This window comes from Litoribacter ruber (assembly GCF_018449405.1).
GTDB lineage: Bacteria > Bacteroidota > Bacteroidia > Cytophagales > Cyclobacteriaceae > Litoribacter > Litoribacter ruber.
Genome location: NZ_JAHCMY010000003.1, coordinates 292,140 through 313,338, shown reverse-complemented (window position 1 = coordinate 313,338; position 21,199 = coordinate 292,140). Strand labels below are relative to the sequence as shown.

The window sequence follows — 21,199 nt, the reverse complement described above, 5'->3', positions numbered from 1 at the left end:
CTTATCGGTGAAAATTAGTTATTTCTCTTTCTTCTCTTTGGTCCGCCTTCTCTTCTACGGCCGGCATCTCTTCTTCCGCCCTTCGCTTCATTGGCTACTCCGGCATTTGGAGAAAGATCTCTCTTCCCGTATACCTCACCTTTGAAAATCCAAACTTTGATTCCGATGATTCCGTAGACGGTTGCAGCTTCTGAAATCGCATAATCGATATCTGCTCTCAATGTATGCAAAGGAATTCTTCCCTCTTTGTACATCTCAGATCTCGCCATTTCAGCACCACCCAAACGTCCAGAAAGTTTGATTTTGATTCCTTCGGCTCCTACTCTCATGGTAGCGGCAATAGATTGCTTCATCGCTCTTCTGAAAGAAATACGGGCCTGAAGTTGTTGAGCTATAGATTCCCCTACCAACTTTGCATCAAGTTCAGGACGCTTGATCTCAAATATGTTGATCTGCACATCCTTGTCGGTAAGCTTTTTCAGCTCTTCTTTTAATTTATCGACTTCTGCTCCTCCTTTACCGATTACCACACCTGGGCGAGCTGTATGGATTGTCAGGGTGATTCTCTTAAGAGTTCTTTCGATAATTACCTTTGCGATGCCTCCCTTAGGGATACGGGCATACACATATTTTCTTATTTTTTGGTCTTCATATAGCTTGTCGGCAAAGTCTCTGCCGCCGTACCAGTTAGAATCCCAACCTTTTACGATACCAAGTCTAAAACCTATCGGGTTTACTTTTTGTCCCATAGTCTGATCTTAATTAGAATTATCTTTAGTTTCTACTTCACCAGCGGTCTCCACAGTGTTGATCGCATCAACTACCAAGGTTACATGGTTTGATCTTTTACGAATCCTGTGGGCCCGTCCCTGAGGAGCAGGTCTTAGTCGCTTCAACATACGACCGCTGTCTACCATGATAGTCTTGATCACTAGATCAGCATCTTCCAATTTGGTATCAGGGTTTTTGGCTTGCCAGTTGGCTATAGCAGAAAGTAGAAGTTTCTCTAATCTAATAGCACCATGGTTTGGTGTAAACTTCAATATGCTTAGTGCCTGTCCCACTCTCTTGCCTCTAACTAGGTCAGCTACTAGACGCATTTTTCTAGGTGAGGTAGGAACATTATTTAATCTTGCTACTGCTTCCATGATTATCTCTTTCCTTTATCTTTTTTGGCAATGTGACCTCTAAAGTTTCTTGTAGGGGCAAATTCACCAAGCTTGTGACCCACCATGTTGTCGGTTACGAATACTGGGATGAATTTATTACCGTTATGCACAGCAAAGGTATGGCCTACAAAATCCGGAGAGATCATCGATCTTCTGGACCAGGTCTTGATTACAGACTTCTTTCCAGACTCGTTCATCACGTCCACCTTCTTTAGGAGGTGATGCTCGATATAAGGACCTTTTTTTAATGAACGTGCCATAATTATTTAGATCTTTTACTGATAATAAACTTATTTGAATACTTTTTAGGAGACCTGGTCTTCTTACCTTTAGCAAGCAAACCAGTTCTTGAACGCGGGTGACCTCCTGATGAACGGCCTTCACCACCACCCATTGGGTGATCGACAGGGTTCATAGCCACACCTCTTGTTCTAGGACGTCTTCCTAACCAGCGGTTTCTACCAGCTTTACCTAATACCACGTTCATGTGGTCTGAATTGGAAACAGTTCCTACTGTTGCCAAACATACACCTAGTACCAATCTCATCTCGCCAGAAGGCAATTTGATCGTCACATATTTACCCTCACGGGCTACAATCTGAGCATAGCTACCGGCTGATCTAGCCATAGCTCCACCTTTACCAGGCTTCAGCTCAATGTTGTGAACTATGGTACCCAAAGGAATATTAGCCAGTCGCATAGTATTTCCTACTTCTGGGGCAACACTTTCTCCGGAAATCACTGTTTGTCCAACTTGCAAACCTTCCGGAGCAATAATGTAAGCCTTAGCACCATCCACGTAGTACAACAAAGCCAGACGAGCAGTCCTGTTTGGATCATACTCGATAGCTTTTACTACCGCTGGCACACCGAATTTAGTACGCTTAAAGTCTACTACTCTAAGTCTTCTCTTGTGACCACCACCCATATAGCGGGCTGTCATCTTACCTACATTATTTCTACCACCTGATTTTTTCAACGGAGCCAATAGAGATTTCTCTGGCGTTGACTTGGTAATCTCGTCAAACGCTGGAGCTACTCTGAATCTGGTCCCAGGAGTTACAGGTCTTAATTTTTTAACTGCCATGATTTAATTTCAATTAAACTTCTCCGTAAAAATCAATTACTTCTCCATCGGCTACCTGTACAATGGCCTTCTTGAAGGCATTGGTGTAACCGGATACGATCTTCGACTTGGTGTATCTTGTCTTATGCTTCGCAGCATATCTCATAGTCCTGATTCCGACTACTTTCACACCAAACATTTTCTCTACGGCTTTTTTGATTTCTGGCTTCTTAGCAGTTTTCTCTACGATAAACCCGTAAACTCCGCGTTCATTCATAGCAGAAATCTTTTCCGTAATCAAAGGCTTCTTTAGTATATCCATTGTATTACTTCGATAAAATGTTTTCTAACTTACTTACAGCGTCTTCACAGAAAACAACAACGTCAGCGTGTAGCAGCTCGTAAGTATTTACGTCATCTACTGTGATCACCTTTGTCTTAGGTAGGTTTCTGCTGGATAAGTATACATTCTTGTTTCCTTCTGGAAGGATCACAAGTGATTTCTTATCTGTCAAAGAAAGGCCAGACAATAAAGAAATAAAGTTCTTTGTCTTTGGAGCGTCAAATGACAAGTTCTCCAATACAGAAACATTATTCTCCTGAGCTTTGTAAGAAAGCGCAGACTTTCTAGCCAACTGCTTCAATTTTTTATTTAATTTGAAAGAATAGTTTCTTGGTCTTGGACCGAAGATTCTACCTCCTCCTCTAAATACAGGCGATTTGATGGATCCAGCTCTGGCGCCACCTGTACCTTTTTGCTTTTTGATCTTTCTAGTTGATCCGGCTATCTCAGCTCTTTCTTTGGATTTGTGCGTTCCCTGTCTTTGGTTAGCCAAATATTGCTTAACATCCAAGTAGATCGCATGATCATTTGGCTCAATGCCGAAAATGTCATCCGAAAGGGTTACCTTCCTACCTGTGTCTTCACCGTTATGTTTTAATACTACTAATTCCATTTTCTTACTTCTCTAGAATAACGAAAGAATTCTTTGGACCAGGGACAGAGCCGCTTACCAGGATCAAGTTCTTTTCAGGATAGATTTTAAGTACTTTGAGGTTCATCACTTTCACTCTGTCTCCACCTGTTCTACCGGCCATTCTCATACCTTTGAAAACTCTCGAAGGCCAAGAACATGCACCAATGGAACCTGGATGTCTCGCTCTGTTGTGCTGACCGTGAGTCTGGCCACCAACACCGGCAAAACCATGGCGTTTTACAACACCTTGAAAACCTTTTCCTTTTGAAGTACCGATAGCATCCACAAAGTCTCCCTCGATGAATACTTCTTCTGATTTTACAGTTTTTCCAAGATCAACTTGACCTTCAAACTCTACCCTGAAATCTCTGAATTCAACAACTTTCTGCTTTGGCGTAGTGCCGGCCTTCTTAAAGTGCCCCACTAGTGGCTTAGGAGTGTTTTTCTCCTTACGCTCACCGTATGCCAATTGAACAGCGTTGTACCCGTCTGTTTCAACATTTTTTACTTGCGTCACTACGCAAGGACCAGCTTCTATTAGCGTGCATGCGACGTTACGCCCATCGGCACTAAAAATGCTAGTCATTCCTACTTTTTTACCTATTATTCCAGACATCTTCTGTTATATAATATAATATTTCCACAAGTATCCACACACTTGTGCCCTAAGGGACTGCAAAGTTAGTAATTTAAAACCAGCCTACAAATTACAACTCAAATATTTTCAAACATTTACGCAATATTCCCGTATAAATCATTTTGCGCCTAAAAGAAAAAACCCATCCGCTCATAGCGGACAGGTTTCCAAAAACTTTCGTTTCGTGTCAGGAGGATCAAACTTTGATCTCTACATCCACTCCACTTGGTAATTCGATTTTCATCAAAGCGTCAACAGTCTTAGAACTGTTAGAGTAAATATCCACCAATCTCTTGTAAGTACAAAGCTGGAATTGCTCACGAGCTTTCTTGTTTACGTGTGGAGATTTTAGAACAGTGAATTTCTCTTTTTTAGTAGGCAATGGAATTGGACCTACCACTACTGCTCCTGTAGATTTTACAGCTTTTACGATTTTCTCTGATGACTTATCCACCAGGCTGTGATCGTAAGACTTAAGTTTTATTCTTATTTTCTGATTCATGTTCTAATTTGTTTAGGCTTTGTCTCCTTTTACTTTAGCAATAACTGCCTCTGCAATATTCGATGGAACCGGCTCATAGTGTGAGAAGGTCAAAGAAGCGGTTGCTCTACCAGAAGTGATCGTTCTAAGGTCAGTGATATAACCGAACAATTCAGACAATGGCACTGAAGCTTTGATTACGGAGGAAGTACCTTTGGTATCCATACCTTTCATCAATCCTCTTCTTCTGTTCAAGTCACCTGTGATAGGACCAGTATATTCATCAGGAGTTACAACATCCACAGCCATGATTGGCTCCAATAGTTGTGGCTTGGCTTTCTTAGCAGCTTCTTTAAAACCGATTCTTGCAGCTAGTTCGAAAGAAAGAGCATCTGAATCGACATCGTGGAAGGAACCGTGGAACAACCTAACTTTCATACTTTCGACAGGATAACCTGCCAATGGACCGTTTTTCATGGCCTCTGCAAATCCTTTTTGGATAGCAGGGATGAATTCCTTAGGAATTACACCACCAACGATACCGTTGACAAAATCAAGTCCTGGCTTGATTTCACCTGTTTCTGGATCTGGATCTTTTGGTCCAAGTTCGAACACAATGTCTGCAAACTTACCTTTACCACCAGACTGCTTTTTATAAACCTCTTTGTGCTCAATGTTGCCATACAAAGCTTCTTTGTATGCCACCTGTGGAGCACCTTGGTTGATTTCAACCTTAAATTCTCTTTTAAGACGGTCGATGATGATATCAAGGTGAAGCTCACCCATACCTCTCAAGATAGTCTGACCAGTTTCGTGGTCAGTGTTCACCTGAAGTGTAGGATCTTCTTCTACAAGTTTGGCGATAGCCATACCTAGCTTATCAACATCAGCCTGAGTTTTGGGCTCAATAGCATATCCGATAACCGGCTCAGGGAATACCATGGACTCCATTACCACCTTACGCTTCTCATCGCAAAGTGTATCACCCGTTTTGATATCCTTAAAACCAACTACAGCACCAATATCACCAGCTTCCAATCTCTCGATTTGGTTCTGCTTGTTGGCGTGCATTTGGAACACTCTGGAAATACGCTCTTTGTTACCAGAACGCGTGTTGAAAATATAAGATCCAGAATCCAATTTACCTGAGTAAGCCCTCACGAAGCAAAGACGACCTACGAAAGGATCGGTTGCAATCTTGAAAGCCAAACCTGTGAACGGTTCATTTACATCAGGCTTAATCAATACTTTTTCTTCTGAATCAACAGATGTAGCGTAAAGATCACCTTTTTCCAATGGAGATGGCAACAATTCCATCACAAGGTCAAGCATGGTCTGAACACCTTTATTTTTGAATGAAGACCCACATACCATAGGTACAATCTTCATGTCAATAGTAGCTGCTCTAAGTGCAGTTAAAATTTCTTCTTCAGTAATTGAGTTTGGATCTTCGAAGAATTTCTCCATAAGAGACTCATCATACTCGGCTACCGCCTCAAGCAAATGCTCTCTCCACTGGGCTACATCATCTACCATGTCCTCTGGAATCGGAACCTGTTCGAAGGTCATTCCAAAATCTTCTTCATTCCAAATGATGGCTCTGTTGTTAATCAAATCAACAACACCTCTGAATTTATCTTCTGATCCGATAGGAAGCTGCAATGGAACTGCGTAGCTACCCAACATCTCTTTTACTTGCTTACAAACTTCTAGGAAGTTAGCACCAGCACGGTCCATTTTGTTAACGAATCCGATTCGGGCAACTTTATAATTATCAGCCAAACGCCAGTTAGTCTCAGACTGTGGCTCTACACCGTCCACAGCACTGAAAAGGAAAACCAAACCGTCAAGTACTCTCAAAGACCTGTTAACCTCTACAGTGAAGTCAACGTGACCTGGAGTATCAATTACATTGATTTGATATTTTTTGTCTCTGTAATCCCAGAAAACTGTTGTAGCTGCTGAGGTGATCGTGATCCCTCTTTCCTGCTCTTGGGCCATCCAGTCCATGGTAGCCGCACCATCGTGCACCTCACCAAGTTTGTGGCTCACACCTGTATAGAAAAGGATACGCTCGGTCGTAGTAGTCTTACCCGCATCAATGTGCGCAGCAATACCAATGTTTCTAGTGTATTTTAAGTCTCTATTCGCCATCTTATTGTTTAGAATCTAAAGTGTGAGAATGCTTTGTTGGCTTCTGCCATTCTATGCGTGTCGTCTTTCTTCTTCACCGCAGCGCCTTCGCCTTTGGATGCCGCCATGATTTCACCGGCAAGTCTATCCATCATTGTTTTCTCACCTCTTTTTCTAGAATAAGTGATCATCCACTTAATACCTAGTGAAGTCTTTCTTTCAGGTCTCACCTCCATAGGCACCTGGAAAGTAGCTCCCCCAACTCTACGACTCTTCACCTCTACAGCGGGAGTTATATTGTTAAGCGCTTTCTTCCAAAGCTCAAGACCGTTCTCACCTGTTTTGTCTTCTACTTTCGCTACTGCGTCATAAAAGATTTTGTAAGCAATACTCTTCTTCCCGTCCACCATAAGGCAGTTCACAAATTTTGTCACCAAAGTGTCATTAAACTTCGGATCAGGAAGAATATATCTCTTTTTTGGTTTCGCTTTTCTCATTATTTCGTAATGTTAAAATATGGATTATTTTTTAGCGGCCTTAGGACGCTTAGCACCGTACTTGGAACGACCTTGCTTACGGTCTTTAACTCCAGAAGTATCCAATGCACCTCGAATGATGTGATAACGCACACCTGGAAGATCCTTCACACGACCACCTCTGATCAACACGATAGAGTGTTCTTGCAAATTGTGACCTTCACCTGGAATATAAGCGTTAACTTCTTTTCCATTCGTCAACCTAACCCTAGCTACCTTTCTCATTGCTGAGTTAGGCTTCTTAGGAGTAGTGGTGTACACTCTAGTACACACACCCCTACGCTGAGGGCACGCATCCAAGGCTCTTGACTTGGATTTGGTCTCAAGGGTATTTCTACCTTTTCTTACTAACTGCTGTATAGTAGGCATTAACTGATAAAATTTAGTTTTTCCTTACTTTTTTAAACTGATTTTTGGACTGCAAAGGTAATCAAATCGTTAAAACTAACAAAATTAAAGAGTTATATTTTATTGTAGATGATAGCCCATAGTCAACAGGCCACAGTCGGCCGTTGGCTTTCAACTAGGGAGCATGGACTATAGAATATAAACTAATCCTCATGCCTCTCCTGTCGTCCCACCGAAATTCATGGGAAAAGAAGGACCTTCCCCTCCCCCATTAATTTTACCGAAAGCGGCTTCGTATTTTTCAACATTTTCTTTCAAGGCTTGCAACAGCCTTTTGGCGTGATCCGGAGTCATGATGATCCTAGATTTAACCTTGGCCTTGGGCACACCCGGCATCAAACGGATGAAATCCACCACAAATTCTGAATTGGAATGCGCTATCATCGCCAGATTGGCATAAACTCCTTCAGCCACCTCTTCGGGAAGCTCCACATTGATCTGCTGATCCTGGGGTAATTTTTCTTCTGAATCCATTTACTCTTAAATTAAAGTGTTTATCTGCTACTCCTTTTCCATCTCTGCCATATTTCTGTCAGTGTCAGTATCCTATTTTTCTAGAAAATACTATTATCTTCAATAAGGTAATCCTAGGGGCAACTCTGCGTAATTCTGTGCAAAACTCGATGAAATTCTTGTATCCCTCCTCTTTCCGCAAAGTTATGTTCTCATTTTCCTTTGCCTCGCAGGAAACAAAAAAGGCCTGCTTTGAGACAGGCCTTTTTTGTTATAAAATCGCTATTACTTTATAGTCTCTTTGGATTTTCTGGTAGACTTCTCCTTTTCAGTTGAAAGTCTTTCATAATCTTCCTGAGATCCAACGATCACATCTTTGAATCTTCTCTGACCGGTACCGGCTGGGATCAAGTGACCAACGATCACGTTCTCCTTCAAGCCCAACAACTCGTCACGCTTACCGCGGATAGCCGCCTCACTCAACACCTTAGTCGTCTCCTGGAAGGAAGCTGCCGATATAAAGCTTTCCGTACCCAAAGAAGAAGCAGTGATACCTTGTAGGGTAGGTTTGGAAACCGCAGTTTCTGCATCTCTCACCTGCACAAGTTTCAAGTCTTTTCTCTTCAAGCTAGAATTCTCATCTCTCAGTCTTCTGGTAGTGATGATCATACCTGGCTTTAAGCTGTTGCTGTCACCGGCATCCATTACTACTTTCTTATCCAAGATGTTATCATTTTCCTCTCTGAAAGCCCACTTGTCAACAATCTGACCTTGAAGGAATCCAGTATCTCCAGCATCAAGGATCTCAACTTTCTGCATCATTTGGCTTACAATCACCTCGATGTGCTTATCGTTGATTTTCACACCCTGAAGACGATATACTTCCTGGATTTCATTCACTAAATATTCCTGTACTGCAGTAGGGCCTTTGATGGAAAGGATATCATTAGGCGTGATGGCACCATCTGACAACGGCTCACCAGCTCTAATGAAGTCATTTTCCTGCACAAGGATGTGCTTGGAAAGGGATACCATGTATCTCTTCTTAACACCATCTTTGGATTCGATGAAGATTTCTCTGTTACCACGTTTGATACCACCATAAGTTACCACACCGTCGATTTCAGAAACTACAGCCGGATTGGATGGGTTTCTTGCCTCAAACAATTCAGTAACCCTTGGAAGACCACCGGTAATATCTCTAGTTTTACCCACAGATCTAGGAATCTTCACTAGGATTTGACCAGCTTTTACCTTTTCACCTGCCTCTACAGAAAGGTGGGCTCCCACTGGAATATTGTATGACTTAGTCTCGTCACCATAGTTTACTACCACGGCAGGGTTCTTAGTCTTATCCTTAGTTTCGATAATTACTTTCTCTCTATAACCTGTCTGCTCATCAGATACTTCCTTGTAAGTGATGCCTTCAAGGATGGCATCAAAGGCTACCTCACCGTCAAACTCAGAGAGAATCACGGCATTGTATGGATCCCAAGTACATAGAGAATCTCCTTTAGAGATCTTCTGACCTTCTACTACATTCAAGATCGCACCGTAAGGCACGTGGTTTGTCACTAATGTTTTGCCAGACTTGGCATCGTTAATTTTCACCTCGCCAGATCTACCCATTACAATTGTAACAGCTTCACCGTCCTTATTTGTAGTATTGATCCATCTTAGTTCTTCTTCAAATTCGATGACACCATCAAACTTGGCAGGTATACTTGCCTCAACAGAAATGTTGGAAGCGGTACCACCCACGTGGAAGGTTCTAAGGGTAAGCTGTGTACCTGGCTCACCAATAGACTGGGCAGCAATTACACCTACAGACTCACCTGTCTGTACTATATTGCCCGAAGTCAGGTTTCTACCGTAACATTTGGTACATACACCTCTTCTAGTTTCACATGTCAATACCGACCTGATTTCAACCTCATCAATAGCAGACTCATCTACTCTCTTGGCAAGTTCTTCGGAGATTTCCTCCCCACCAGTCAAGATCAATTCGTCAGAGATAGGGTCGTACACATCGTGAACAGATACCCTGCCTACAATTCTTTCAGAAAGTGGCTCAACGATTTCGTCATTGTCTTTCAATGCCTCTACTACTAGACCTCTCAAGGTACCACAATCCTCCTCGGACACGATCATATCTTGAGCAACATCCACTAAACGACGGGTTAAGTAACCCGCATCGGCAGTTTTCAAGGCCGTATCGGCAAGACCCTTACGGGCACCGTGAGTGGAAATAAAGTACTCCAATACATCAAGACCTTCTTTAAAGTTGGAAAGGATCGGGTTTTCGATGATCTCACCGACAGAACCTTGAAGGTTTTTCTGCGGCTTGGCCATTAGACCTCTCATACCTCCCAGCTGTCTGATTTGCTCTCTAGAACCCCTGGCTCCAGAGTGCATCATCATATAGATGGCGTTGAATCCTTGCTTATCCTCTTCCATTTGCTTCATCAAGATGTTAGTCAAATGGGAGTTTGTTCTAGTCCAGATATCAATTACCTGGTTATATCTTTCGTTGTCGGTGATAAGACCCATTAAGTAGTTGTTCCAAACCTGGTCAACTTCCTCTTTGGCTTTGGCAATCAGCGGTTCTTTATCATCTGGGATAATAACGTCATTAAGACCCATTGATAGACCACCCTGATAAGCCATTTGGAATCCTAGATGTTTGATATCATCTAGGAACTGGGCACTTCTTGCGATACCGCAAATTTTCACCACTTCACCAATAATCTGCTGAAGCTTTTTCTTAGTCAAAAGTTCATTAACGAAACCTACTTGCTCAGGAACAAACTGGTTGAAGATCAACCTTCCTGCTACTGTTTCAATGATCTTGTTTTCAAGTTCACCGGCTTCGTTTCTAATAGATACTTTACACTTGATAAAAGCATGCTGAGAAATCTTGCCTTCGTTCAAAGCAATGATTACATCTTCCTCTCCGTAGAAAGTCATGCCTTCACCTGCTACTTTCTCCTCTTCCGTAGAGCGCTTGCCCTTAGTTACATAATACAGACCCAAAACCATATCTTGAGAAGGTACAGTAATAGGGGCGCCGTTAGCCGGGTTCAAAATGTTGTGAGATGCCAACATCAATGTTGAAGCCTCCAAGATTGCCTCATGTCCAAGCGGTACGTGAACAGCCATCTGGTCACCGTCAAAATCGGCGTTGAAAGCTGTACATACCAATGGGTGCAACTGGATTGCTTTTCCTTCAATCAATTTTGGCTGGAAGGCCTGGATACCCAACCTGTGAAGAGTTGGGGCTCTGTTTAGCAATACAGGGTGTCCTTTCAATACATTTTCAAGGATATCCCACACCACTGGATCTTTTCTATCTACAATCTTTTTGGCAGACTTAACTGTCTTTACAATTCCTCTTTCAATCAGTTTTCTGATAATAAAAGGCTTGAAAAGTTCAGCCGCCATGTTTTTGGGAAGACCACATTCGTGAAGCTTCAATTCAGGACCTACTACAATAACCGATCGACCAGAATAATCGACACGCTTACCCAACAGGTTTTGACGGAAACGACCTTGCTTACCTTTCAACATATCAGAAAGCGACTTCAATGCTCTGTTTCCATCAGATCTTACTGCGTTCACTTTTCTTGAGTTATCAAATAGTGAATCTACAGCTTCCTGAAGCATTCTTTTCTCATTTCTCAAGATCACTTCAGGAGCCTTGATATCGATAAGTCTCTTCAAACGGTTATTTCTGATGATCACTCTTCTGTAAAGATCATTCAAATCAGAAGTAGCAAATCTACCACCATCCAAAGGAACCAACGGTCTCAACTCCGGTGGAATTACAGGAACCATTCTTACCACCATCCATTCCGGACGGTTCTCAATTCTGGTTCTTGCATCTCTAAACGCTTCCACTACTTTCAGCCTTTTCAAAGCCTCCGCTTTTCTTTGCTGAGAAGTATCAGTAGCCGCCTGGTGTCTCAAGCTGTAGGAAAGGTCATCAAGATCCAGTCTTGACAACAACATTTCAATAGCTTCAGCACCCATTCTGGCGATAAATTTATTAGGATCCTGGTCATCTAGCTGCTGATTTTCTTTCGGCAGCTTGTCCATGATATCCAAGTATTCGTCCTCGGTCAAAAAGTCCAAGTATTGCAATCCATCTTCGGCTTTTACACCTGGCTGGATTACGGCATATCTTTCATAATAAACAATCTGGTCCAATTTCTTGGTTGGAAGTCCAAGAAGGTAACCTATTTTGTTAGGCAGGGATTTGAAATACCAAATGTGGGCAACTGGAACCACCAATTCAATGTGGCCCATTCTTTCTCTTCTTACCTTCTTCTCAGTAACTTCTACACCACATCGGTCACAGATGATACCTTTATATCTTATGCGCTTATATTTACCACAATGACATTCCCAGTCTTTGACCGGACCGAAGATACGCTCACAGAACAACCCACCCATTTCAGGCTTGTAGGTTCTATAGTTGATCGTTTCCGGCTGGGTCACTTCACCATGCGAGCTATCCAAAATGGATTCTGGAGAAGCTAAACTAATAGTGACTCTGGAAAAGTCGTTGTTTAGTTTTTTATTTTTTCTGAAAGCCATAATTTATTTGTGAGTATGTGAAGGGCCTTACGGCCCGTTTTATCAAATTAATCCAAGGTGATTTCTAGAGCAAGGCCTCTAAGCTCGTGAACCAATACGTTGAAGGATTCCGGAATATTTGGTTTCGGAAGGTTTTCTCCTTTTACTATTGCTTCGTAAGCCTTGGCCCTACCGATCACATCATCGGATTTCACGGTCAGGATTTCTTGAAGTACATGGGAAGCACCAAAGGCCTCCAATGCCCACACTTCCATCTCCCCGAATCTCTGTCCACCAAACTGGGCTTTACCACCCAATGGCTGTTGAGTAATCAACGAGTATGGTCCGATAGATCTGGCGTGCATCTTATCATCCACCAAGTGACCCAGTTTCAACATGTAGGCTACACCCACTGTCACTGGCTGGTCAAACTTCTTGCCCGATAGACCATCATAAAGGTAAGTTCTACCAAATGATGGCAAACCTGCAGCATCAAGTTCTGTAGCCACTTCATCCATGGTAGCACCATCGAAGATTGGGGTCGCATACTTTTTATTAAGCTTCTTACCAGCCCAAGCCAATACAGTTTCAAAGATCTGTCCTATGTTCATCCGAGATGGTACACCAAGTGGGTTCAATACGATATCCATTGGGGTACCGTCTTCCAAGAATGGCATGTCCTCATCTCTTACGATCTTGGCCACGATACCTTTGTTACCGTGACGGCCCGCCATCTTATCACCTACTTTTAGCTTTCTCTTCTTGGCGACATATACTTTAGCCAACTGAACGATTCCCGCTGGAAGCTCATCCCCTACCTCATGAGTGAACTTGTCACGCTTGAAGATCCCGGAGATTTCATTTCTTGTATTGGTATAGTTTTTCACCAATTGCTGAATCAATGAGTTGGTATGCGCATCCTCAGTCCAGTCATCTAGGATGATATCCGAAATCAGGTTAGCTTCCTCAGCCACATTGTAGTTAGACTCATCTCTATAAGGGTTCTTAGCAGGGAATAAGTTTTGCTCAATATTTTTGTGGTTAAACTTCACGCCTTTGCTGATAATCTCATCCCCAAACTTGTGCTTTACACCTTGAGAAGTCTTACCATCAAGAAGCTTCACCAATTTATTGATCATCTTAGCCCTTACACCAAGAAGATCTTTGGAGTATTGGTTCTTAAGTTTTTCAACCTCAGCTTTAGACTTAGCTCTTAGATCCTTATCCTTCTTAGGTCTGCTGAACAATTTGGTATCGATTACCACACCGTTCAATGAAGGAGAAGCTTTCAAAGAAGCGTCCTTCACATCCCCAGCCTTGTCACCGAAGATAGCTCTCAGAAGTTTCTCTTCAGGTGTAGGATCAGTTTCACCTTTTGGCGTGATCTTACCGATGATGATATCACCTTCTTTCAGTTCAGCGCCAATTCTGATTATACCGTTTTCGTCAAGGTTTTTAACTGCCTCTTCGGAAACATTGGGAATTTCAGATGTCAATTCTTCTTCACCTCTCTTGGTGTCTCTAACTTCCAACTGGAACTCTTCAACGTGGATAGAAGTAAAGATATCTTCTCTTACAACCCTTTCGGAAATTACGATAGCATCCTCAAAGTTGTAACCTTGCCATGGCATGTAAGCCACTTGAAGGTTTTTACCCAAAGCAAGCTCTCCTTGGTTGGTTGAATAACCTTCTACCAACACCTGCCCCTTCACTACCTTTTGGCCCTTAAGTACCAATGGAGTCAAATTGATGGTGGTGTCCTGGTTGGTTCTTCTGAACTTGATCAGGTCATAAGTTTTATATTCGTCACTGAAGTTGACCATAAGCTCATCTTCAGTTAATTCATATTTAATGGTAATTTTCTTGGCATCCACATAGTCTACCACACCATCAGCCTCAGCAATGATCAATGATCTCGAGTCAACAGCAGCTTTTGCTTCAAGCCCTGTACCCACAATCGGAGACTCTGCTTTCAACAACGGCACTGCTTGACGCTGCATGTTTGATCCCATCAAAGCACGGTTGGCGTCATCATGTTCCAAGAATGGAATCAATGAAGCCGCAACCGATACAATCTGGTTAGGAGCAACGTCCATGTAGCTGATTTCATTTGGTTCCAACACTGGGAAGTCACCTTCAAATCTAGCTTTTACTCTCTCATTGATAAAGTTACCTGCATCATCAAGAGGTGCATTTGCCTGGGCGATGTTGTTATCATCTTCCTCTTCAGCGGTTAAGAACACAATGTCTTCAACATTCATGGAAACTTTACCTTCCTTCACTTTCCTATATGGAGTCTCCAAGAAGCCCATAGAGTTCACTTTAGCGTGAACGCAAAGGGAAGAAATCAAACCAATGTTTGGACCTTCTGGTGTTTCAATCGTACAAAGACGGCCGTAGTGAGTATAATGTACATCACGAACCTCGAAACCTGCTCTTTCTCTTGAAAGACCACCTGGACCCAAAGCTGACAACCTTCTTTTATGGGTCAACTCGGCTAGCGGGTTGGTCTGATCCATAAATTGAGAAAGCTGATTGGTACCAAAGAATGAGTTGATAACAGAAGAAAGAGTTCTAGCATTGATCAAATCAACAGGCTTGAAATCTTCGTTATCTCTTACGTTCATTCTTTCACGGATAGTTCTGGCCATTCTGGCAAGACCTACACCGAACTGGCTATACAATTGCTCGCCTACAGTTCTAACCCTTCTATTACTCAAGTGGTCAATATCATCGACTACCGCTTTAGAGTTGATTAGACCGATTAGATACTTCACAATGTTGATGATATCTTCGGTGGTCAACACGATCTTGTCTGAAGCGATGTCCAAACCAAGTTTCTTGTTAATTCTATATCGTCCTACTTCTCCCAAGTCATATCGCTTGTCAGAGAAGAAAAGACCATGAATAACCTCACGGGCAGTAGCTTCAGTATTTCTTAACTGTCTATAGATAACTTCCACCGCCTCTTTCTCAGAATTGGAATTATCTTTCTGTAGGGTGTTGTAGATGATGGAGTAATCGGCTACATTAACATCTTCTCTGTGAAGGATGATGCTTTTGGAGCCGGATTCCAAAATCAACTCGATATCCTCGTCAGTAAGGATGGAGTCTCTTTCCAACAATACTTCGTTTCTGTCAATAGAAACTACCTCACCAGTATCCTCATCCACGAAATCCTCTACCCAAGTTCTCAAAACACGGGCAGCTAGCTTTCTACCACTTACTTTCTTCAAAGCAGCTTTGGTGGAAGGAACTTCTTCAGAAAGTCCAAACAGATCCAAGATTTGCTTATCAGAGCCGTATCCGATTGCTCTCAACAAAGTCGTAACAGGGAATTTTTTCTTACGGTCAATGTAAGCATACATCACGTTATTGATGTCGGTAGCAAATTCGATCCAAGAACCTTTAAAAGGAATAATTCTTGCAGAATATAGTTTTGTACCGTTGGTATGTTTACTTTGAGCGAAGAATACGCCTGGAGACCTGTGCAATTGAGATACAATTACACGCTCGGCACCGTTGATTACAAAGGAGCCTTTTTCGGTCATGTAAGGAAGGTTTCCTAAGAATACTTCCTGTTCGATGGTTTCAAAATCCTCGTTGTCCTCATCAGAGCACAATAGACGAAGTTTTGCTTTCAACGGAACAGAATAGGTAAGCCCTCGGTCAATACTTTCGGAAACGTTGTATTTTGGAGGATCTACGGCGTAGTCAATGAATTCAAGGGTGAAGTTTTCTCTGGAATCACTGATAGGGAAATTCTCAGAAAACACCTTGAAAAGACCATCCTGTCTTCTTTTTTCAGCTGGGGTATCTAGCTGAAAGAAATCTTTGAAAGATTGAAGCTGGATATCTAGGAAATCCGGATAGTCTTTGACTACCTTAATAGATGAGAAACTTTTCCTTTCGGGTTGATTCTGGATAGCCAAGGCAGTATATGTTTATAGTGATAATTTATAACCAAATGCGACAATTATCGCTTAGAATAGTGCAATTTTTAAACTGCGCACAAACAGGAAAAGACCTGACTATACAGTCAGGTCTAATTTTTTTAACCTTTACCCTCTGGGTGAAAGGTTAAGGAGATTATTTAAGCTCAACTTCAGCTCCAGCTTCTTCAAGTTGCTTTTTAAGAGCTTCCGCTTCGTCTTTAGCGATACCTTCTTTAACCGCTTTAGGAGCGCTATCAACTACTTCTTTAGCCTCTTTAAGACCAAGACCAGTCAATTCTTTTACAAGCTTAACTACAGCAAGTTTCTGTCCACCAGCAGCTTTCAAAATAACGTCAAAAGAAGTTTTTTCTTCTTCTCCAGCACCTTCACCAGCTCCACCACCGGCTACCATCATTGGAGCAGCAGCAGCAGGTTCGATACCATACTCGTCTTTCAAAATAGTGGCTAACTCACTAACTTCTTTAACAGTCAAGTTAACTAACTGCTCAGCGAATGCTTTAAGATCTGCCATTGTATTATTATTTTAATTGATTGTTTTTAAACTAATTGATTTGATGATATTTTAAGATTCTCTTTCAGAAAGAGTTTTAACAAGTCCTGCAAGTTTATCCTGGCCACTCTTGAGCGCAGAGATAACGTTTTTGGCAGGAGATTGAAGCAATCCAATGATTTCTCCCAGTAGCTCCTCCTTAGATTTAAGGGTTGACAACATTTCAAGGTTTTTCTCACCTATGAAAAGATCGCTGTCAATGGAAGCACCTTTGAAAACTGGTCTTGTTTCTTTCTTACCTAATTTCTTTCTGAAATCCTTAATGATTTTGGCAGGAAGATTAGAAGTCTCCGGAGAGAAGATAATCCCTGAAAAACCTTTAAGTGTTTGCTCTGAAAAAGCAGCGTAATCAGTGTCAAGGTTTTCTAACGCCTTTTGGATAAGGGTGTTCTTGTAAACCCTGTACTCGACTCCTTTTTCAAAACACATTCTTCTGAAAGCATTTACCTGAGCCACGTTGAAACCGGATGCATCTGTGATATAGAAATGCGGAGTTTCTTTTAATTTCTCGGTAAGACTTTCGATTACTACTTGTTTTTCCTCTCTAGTCATAATTATATACCTTGAATACTCCCTTTATCTATTGCAATACCAGGAGACATTGTGCTAGACAAATGTATACTCTTGAAATATGTACCTTTTGAAGATGCTGGCTTTAACTTAGAAATGGTAGCAATAAGTTCCTTCACGTTGTCCTGAATTTGCTCAGGTCCGAAAGATACCTTGCCCACACTCGCGTGGATGATACCAAATTTATCTACTTTAAAGTCGATCTTACCGGCTTTAACTTCTTTTACCGCTTTCCCTACATCAAGGGTTACAGTACCGGATTTAGGATTAGGCATCAAACCTCTTGGTCCTAATACTCTACCTAACCTACCTACTTTCGCCATTACGTTAGGCATAGTGATGATGACATCTACGTCAGTCCATCCGCCTTCGATTTTGGCAATATAGTCATCCAATCCCACATAGTCCGCTCCAGCTTCCTTTGCTTCTTCTTCCTTTTCAGGAGTACAAAGCACAAGAACTTTAACGTCCTTGCCTGTACCGTGAGGCAACGCCACTACTCCTCTTACCATTTGATCTGCTTTACGTGGATCAACACCCAAACGGATGTCTAGATCTACAGAAGCATCAAACTTGGTAGTAGTGATGTCCTTCACAATTGAAGAAGCGTCAGCCAGGGAGTACTGTTGGCTTGGGTCGTATTTAGAAAGAGCTTCTTTTTGCTTTTTTGTTAACTTAGCCATTGTTTAATATTTATTCCTCCCAAGGAGCTTTTCCTGAAACTGTGATTCCCATACTTCTTGCAGTACCTGCGATCATTTTCATGGCAGATTCTACTTTGAAAGCATTCAAGTCAGGCATTTTCACCTCGGCAATTTCCTTAACTTGATCCCAGGTAACAGATCCTACTTTCTTCCTGTTTGGTTCTGATGAACCAGCTTTGATCTTCGCCGCCTCAATTAGCAAGTTTGCTGCTGGAGGAGTTTTTACTACGAAGTCAAAAGACTTATCCGAATAAATCGTGATAAGAACAGGAACAACTTGACCCATTTTTTCCTGAGTTCTAGCATTGAACTGCTTACAGAACTCCATGATGTTCAAACCCTTTGAACCAAGGGCCGGACCAACTGGAGGAGATGGATTTGCCTGGCCACCTTTCACCTGTAATTTCAGATAACCAGTAATTTCCTTAGCCATTTCCTAGTCTAGTTTTTCTACTTGCATAAAGTTTAATTCGACAGGCGTGTTCCGACCGAAGATCTTGACCATAACATTCAATTTCTTCTTGTCTTCAAACACCTCTTCTATTGTACCCTGGAACCCACTGAAAGGACCATCCATTACTTTTATGGTCTCTCCAACTATATATGGGGTATCTAATTTCTCGGCAAACTCATCCACGTCCTCAACACGACCTAAAATCCTGTTGACTTCTGACTGGCGTAATGGTTCAGGGGTTTTGGAAGCTCCCCCTGTGCTTGACCCTAAGAAACCGATAACTCCCGGAATACTTGTAATCACGTGATTGGCCTCACCATTGGTAATGTCAGCATGGACTAAAACGTAACCCGGGAAATAGTTTCTCTCCCTTACCCGCTTCTTACCATTGCGCATTTCGTAAACTTTCTCAGAGGGGATCAAAACCTCAGGAATAAATTCCTCAAGCTTTTGCCTGGCAATCTCGTTGTCTAAATATGATTTAGCCTTCTTTTCTTGCCCTGCAACCACTCTAAGTACGTACCATTTATGTTCAGCCATCCGTAACTTTAATTCTCAATTAAAATAAATCGTAAAACCATGTCATCAAATTCTCGAAGCTCAGATCAATCACACCGATAACCAGTGCGAAAATCAAAGACGCCACAAGAACCAATACAGCACTATTCTGCAAAGACGAATATGTAGGCCAAGTAACCTTGTTCTTCATCTCGTCTATTGACTCAACTACAAAATTCTTAACATTCATGATTTTATGATTTAGTGGCACGGGCAGAGAGATTCGAACTCCCATCAACGGTTTTGGAGACCGCTATTCTACCATTGAACTATGCCCGTGTATTTGTTGAATTGCTCATTCCAAACGGAACGCAAAACTAGTCAATTTTCCTTAAAGAAACAAATGCGATTCCGATAAATTTCAGAACCGCATTTGAATTTATTTCAATCACTAAGGATTAGTCAAGGATTTCAGTAACCTGTCCAGCACCTACTGTTCTACCACCCTCACGGATAGCGAATCTAAGACCTTTCTCAAGAGCTACTGGGCTCAAAAGATTCACTTCGATAGTAACGTTATCACCTGGCATAACCATTTCAACGTTCTCAGGAAGTTTGATCTCTCCAGTTACGTCAGTTGTTCTCAAGTAGAACTGTGGACGGTATTTGTTGAAGAATGGAGTGTGACGTCCACCTTCTTCTTTTGAAAGTACGTAAACCTCAGCTTTGAAGTGAGCGTGTGGCTTCACAGAACCAGGCTTACAAATGATCATACCTCTCTTGATTTGAGATTTCTCAATACCTCTAAGAAGTAGACCTACGTTGTCACCAGCTTCACCTCTGTCTAGGATCTTACGGAACATCTCAACACCAGTTACGGTAGACTTAAGACCTTCAGCACCCATACCGATGATATCTACTGGATCACCAGAGTTGATTACACCTCTTTCGATTCTACCAGTAGCTACAGTACCACGACCAGTGATCGAGAATACGTCCTCTACAGGCATCAAGAAGTCTTTGTCGATAAGACGCTCAGGAAGAGGAATGTGCTCATCTACAGCGTTCATCAATTCCATGATTTGGTCTACCCACTTCTCGTCGCCATTAAGACCACCAAGAGCAGAACCGGAAATCACAGGGATGTTGTCACCGTCGAAATCATAGAAAGAAAGAAGCTCTCTTACTTCCATTTCAACTAGTTCTAACAATTCAGGATCATCTACCAAGTCAACTTTGTTCAAGAAAACTACTAGAGCTGGTACACCTACCTGACGAGCAAGAAGGATGTGCTCTCTAGTTTGAGGCATTGGTCCGTCAGTGGCAGCAACTACAAGAATTGCACCGTCCATCTGAGCAGCACCAGTTACCATGTTCTTCACGTAATCCGCGTGACCTGGACAGTCAACGTGCGCATAGTGACGCTTCTCTGTCTGGTATTCTACGTGTGAAGTATTGATAGTGATACCTCTTTCTTTTTCTTCTGGAGCGTTGTCGATAGAAGAGAAATCTCTTAATTCAGAAAGACCCTTGTTAGCCAATACGGTCGTAATGGCAGCTGTCAAGGTAGTCTTACCATGATCTACGTGACCAATAGTACCGATATTAACGTGCGGTTTGGAACGGTCAAAGGTTGCTTTTGCCATGCGTGAAAATCCTCTGTTTAGTTAAAGATATGAATTAGTTATTTTTTCTGAATGTCTCTGAGCCAACGACGGGATTTGAACCCGTGACCTCTTCCTTACCAAGGAAGCACTCTACCCCTGAGCTACGTCGGCTGATAACATTAATAGTATGCCTATAAACAAGCATAGAGCGGGAGACGAGGCTCGAACCCGCGACCTGCAGCTTGGAAGGCTGCCGCTCTACCAACTGAGCTACTCCCGCTTGTTAATCTAATATGCTTGCAAAACTACAAAAGTTTTGCGAATAAATTGTGGGGGAAACAGGATTCGAACCTGTGAAGACATAAGTCAACGGATTTACAGTCCGTCCCAGTTGGCCGCTTTGGTATTCCCCCAACTGATCCGCT

The 21,199-nt window shown here is 42.2% G+C and carries 21 protein-coding genes and 4 tRNA genes; all 25 read right to left on the bottom strand.

What is annotated here, in order from left to right; genetic code table 11:
- Positions 1 to 14 precede the first annotated feature (14 nt).
- Positions 15 to 749, bottom strand: coding sequence for a 30S ribosomal protein S3 (gene rpsC, locus KI659_RS08395; protein WP_213944890.1), 735 nt, complete (start codon positions 747 to 749; stop codon positions 15 to 17).
- A 9-nt stretch (positions 750 to 758) separates the two neighbouring features.
- Positions 759 to 1,148, bottom strand: a complete 390-nt coding sequence (gene rplV / locus KI659_RS08390) for a 50S ribosomal protein L22 (RefSeq protein ID WP_143960009.1) — start codon at positions 1,146 to 1,148, stop codon at positions 759 to 761.
- 2 nt (positions 1,149 to 1,150) lie between these two features.
- Positions 1,151 to 1,429, bottom strand: a complete 279-nt coding sequence (gene rpsS, locus KI659_RS08385) for a 30S ribosomal protein S19 (RefSeq protein ID WP_008203028.1) — start codon at positions 1,427 to 1,429, stop codon at positions 1,151 to 1,153.
- A 2-nt stretch (positions 1,430 to 1,431) separates the two neighbouring features.
- Positions 1,432 to 2,256: a 50S ribosomal protein L2 gene (rplB, locus tag KI659_RS08380; protein ID WP_213944889.1), complete on the bottom strand. Its 825-nt coding sequence runs from the start codon at positions 2,254 to 2,256 to the stop codon at positions 1,432 to 1,434.
- 13 nt (positions 2,257 to 2,269) lie between these two features.
- Positions 2,270 to 2,557, bottom strand: coding sequence for a 50S ribosomal protein L23 (rplW, locus tag KI659_RS08375; RefSeq protein WP_213944888.1), 288 nt, complete (start codon positions 2,555 to 2,557; stop codon positions 2,270 to 2,272).
- 4 nt (positions 2,558 to 2,561) lie between these two features.
- Entirely contained in the window at positions 2,562 to 3,191 is a 630-nt protein-coding gene (gene rplD, locus KI659_RS08370) for a 50S ribosomal protein L4 (protein ID WP_213944887.1), read from the bottom strand.
- A gap of 4 nt (positions 3,192 to 3,195) precedes the next feature.
- Complete coding sequence (gene rplC, locus KI659_RS08365; protein WP_213944886.1) at positions 3,196 to 3,828, bottom strand: 50S ribosomal protein L3; 633 nt, start codon at positions 3,826 to 3,828, stop codon at positions 3,196 to 3,198.
- A gap of 217 nt (positions 3,829 to 4,045) precedes the next feature.
- Positions 4,046 to 4,351, bottom strand: coding sequence for a 30S ribosomal protein S10 (gene rpsJ, locus KI659_RS08360; RefSeq protein ID WP_014020620.1), 306 nt, complete (start codon positions 4,349 to 4,351; stop codon positions 4,046 to 4,048).
- Positions 4,352 to 4,363: 12 nt separating this feature from the next.
- The gene (fusA, locus tag KI659_RS08355; protein ID WP_213944885.1) at positions 4,364 to 6,484 is read right to left on the bottom strand and encodes an elongation factor G; all 2,121 of its coding nucleotides are present in this window, start codon (positions 6,482 to 6,484) and stop codon (positions 4,364 to 4,366) included.
- 8 nt (positions 6,485 to 6,492) lie between these two features.
- Positions 6,493 to 6,960 carry a 30S ribosomal protein S7 gene (gene rpsG, locus KI659_RS08350; RefSeq protein ID WP_143960003.1) on the bottom strand — a complete coding sequence of 156 codons (468 nt, stop codon included), beginning with the start codon at positions 6,958 to 6,960 and terminating at the stop codon, positions 6,493 to 6,495.
- Between the two features lie 24 nt (positions 6,961 to 6,984).
- Positions 6,985 to 7,368, bottom strand: a complete 384-nt coding sequence (rpsL, locus tag KI659_RS08345; RefSeq protein WP_143960002.1) for a 30S ribosomal protein S12 — start codon at positions 7,366 to 7,368, stop codon at positions 6,985 to 6,987.
- Between the two features lie 189 nt (positions 7,369 to 7,557).
- A complete protein-coding gene (locus KI659_RS08340; RefSeq protein ID WP_213944884.1) occupies positions 7,558 to 7,881 on the bottom strand; it encodes a DUF3467 domain-containing protein in 324 nt (107 codons plus the stop codon).
- 264 nt (positions 7,882 to 8,145) lie between these two features.
- Positions 8,146 to 12,456, bottom strand: a complete 4,311-nt coding sequence (rpoC, locus tag KI659_RS08335) for a DNA-directed RNA polymerase subunit beta' (RefSeq protein WP_213944883.1) — start codon at positions 12,454 to 12,456, stop codon at positions 8,146 to 8,148.
- A 47-nt stretch (positions 12,457 to 12,503) separates the two neighbouring features.
- Positions 12,504 to 16,367: a DNA-directed RNA polymerase subunit beta gene (gene rpoB, locus KI659_RS08330; protein WP_213944882.1), complete on the bottom strand. Its 3,864-nt coding sequence runs from the start codon at positions 16,365 to 16,367 to the stop codon at positions 12,504 to 12,506.
- A gap of 157 nt (positions 16,368 to 16,524) precedes the next feature.
- Positions 16,525 to 16,902: a 50S ribosomal protein L7/L12 gene (gene rplL / locus KI659_RS08325; protein ID WP_213944881.1), complete on the bottom strand. Its 378-nt coding sequence runs from the start codon at positions 16,900 to 16,902 to the stop codon at positions 16,525 to 16,527.
- 51 nt (positions 16,903 to 16,953) lie between these two features.
- On the bottom strand, positions 16,954 to 17,493 hold the full coding sequence (gene rplJ / locus KI659_RS08320; protein WP_213944880.1) for a 50S ribosomal protein L10: 540 nt from the start codon (positions 17,491 to 17,493) through the stop codon (positions 16,954 to 16,956).
- Positions 17,494 to 17,495: 2 nt separating this feature from the next.
- The gene (rplA, locus tag KI659_RS08315; protein WP_213944879.1) at positions 17,496 to 18,194 is read right to left on the bottom strand and encodes a 50S ribosomal protein L1; all 699 of its coding nucleotides are present in this window, start codon (positions 18,192 to 18,194) and stop codon (positions 17,496 to 17,498) included.
- 10 nt (positions 18,195 to 18,204) lie between these two features.
- A complete protein-coding gene (gene rplK / locus KI659_RS08310) occupies positions 18,205 to 18,648 on the bottom strand; it encodes a 50S ribosomal protein L11 (protein ID WP_213944878.1) in 444 nt (147 codons plus the stop codon).
- A gap of 3 nt (positions 18,649 to 18,651) precedes the next feature.
- Positions 18,652 to 19,209 (bottom strand): transcription termination/antitermination protein NusG, encoded by a 558-nt coding sequence (nusG, locus tag KI659_RS08305; RefSeq protein ID WP_213944877.1) that lies wholly within the window; start codon positions 19,207 to 19,209, stop codon positions 18,652 to 18,654.
- A 19-nt stretch (positions 19,210 to 19,228) separates the two neighbouring features.
- Positions 19,229 to 19,417 (bottom strand): preprotein translocase subunit SecE, encoded by a 189-nt coding sequence (gene secE / locus KI659_RS08300; protein WP_143959993.1) that lies wholly within the window; start codon positions 19,415 to 19,417, stop codon positions 19,229 to 19,231.
- Between the two features lie 15 nt (positions 19,418 to 19,432).
- Positions 19,433 to 19,506, bottom strand: a tRNA-Trp gene (locus KI659_RS08295).
- Between the two features lie 119 nt (positions 19,507 to 19,625).
- Entirely contained in the window at positions 19,626 to 20,813 is a 1,188-nt protein-coding gene (gene tuf, locus KI659_RS08290; RefSeq protein ID WP_213944876.1) for an elongation factor Tu, read from the bottom strand.
- A gap of 60 nt (positions 20,814 to 20,873) precedes the next feature.
- A tRNA-Thr gene (locus tag KI659_RS08285) sits at positions 20,874 to 20,945 on the bottom strand.
- Between the two features lie 36 nt (positions 20,946 to 20,981).
- Positions 20,982 to 21,054, bottom strand: a tRNA-Gly gene (locus KI659_RS08280).
- 50 nt (positions 21,055 to 21,104) lie between these two features.
- Positions 21,105 to 21,187: transfer RNA gene (locus KI659_RS08275), tRNA-Tyr, on the bottom strand.
- Positions 21,188 to 21,199 lie beyond the last annotated feature (12 nt).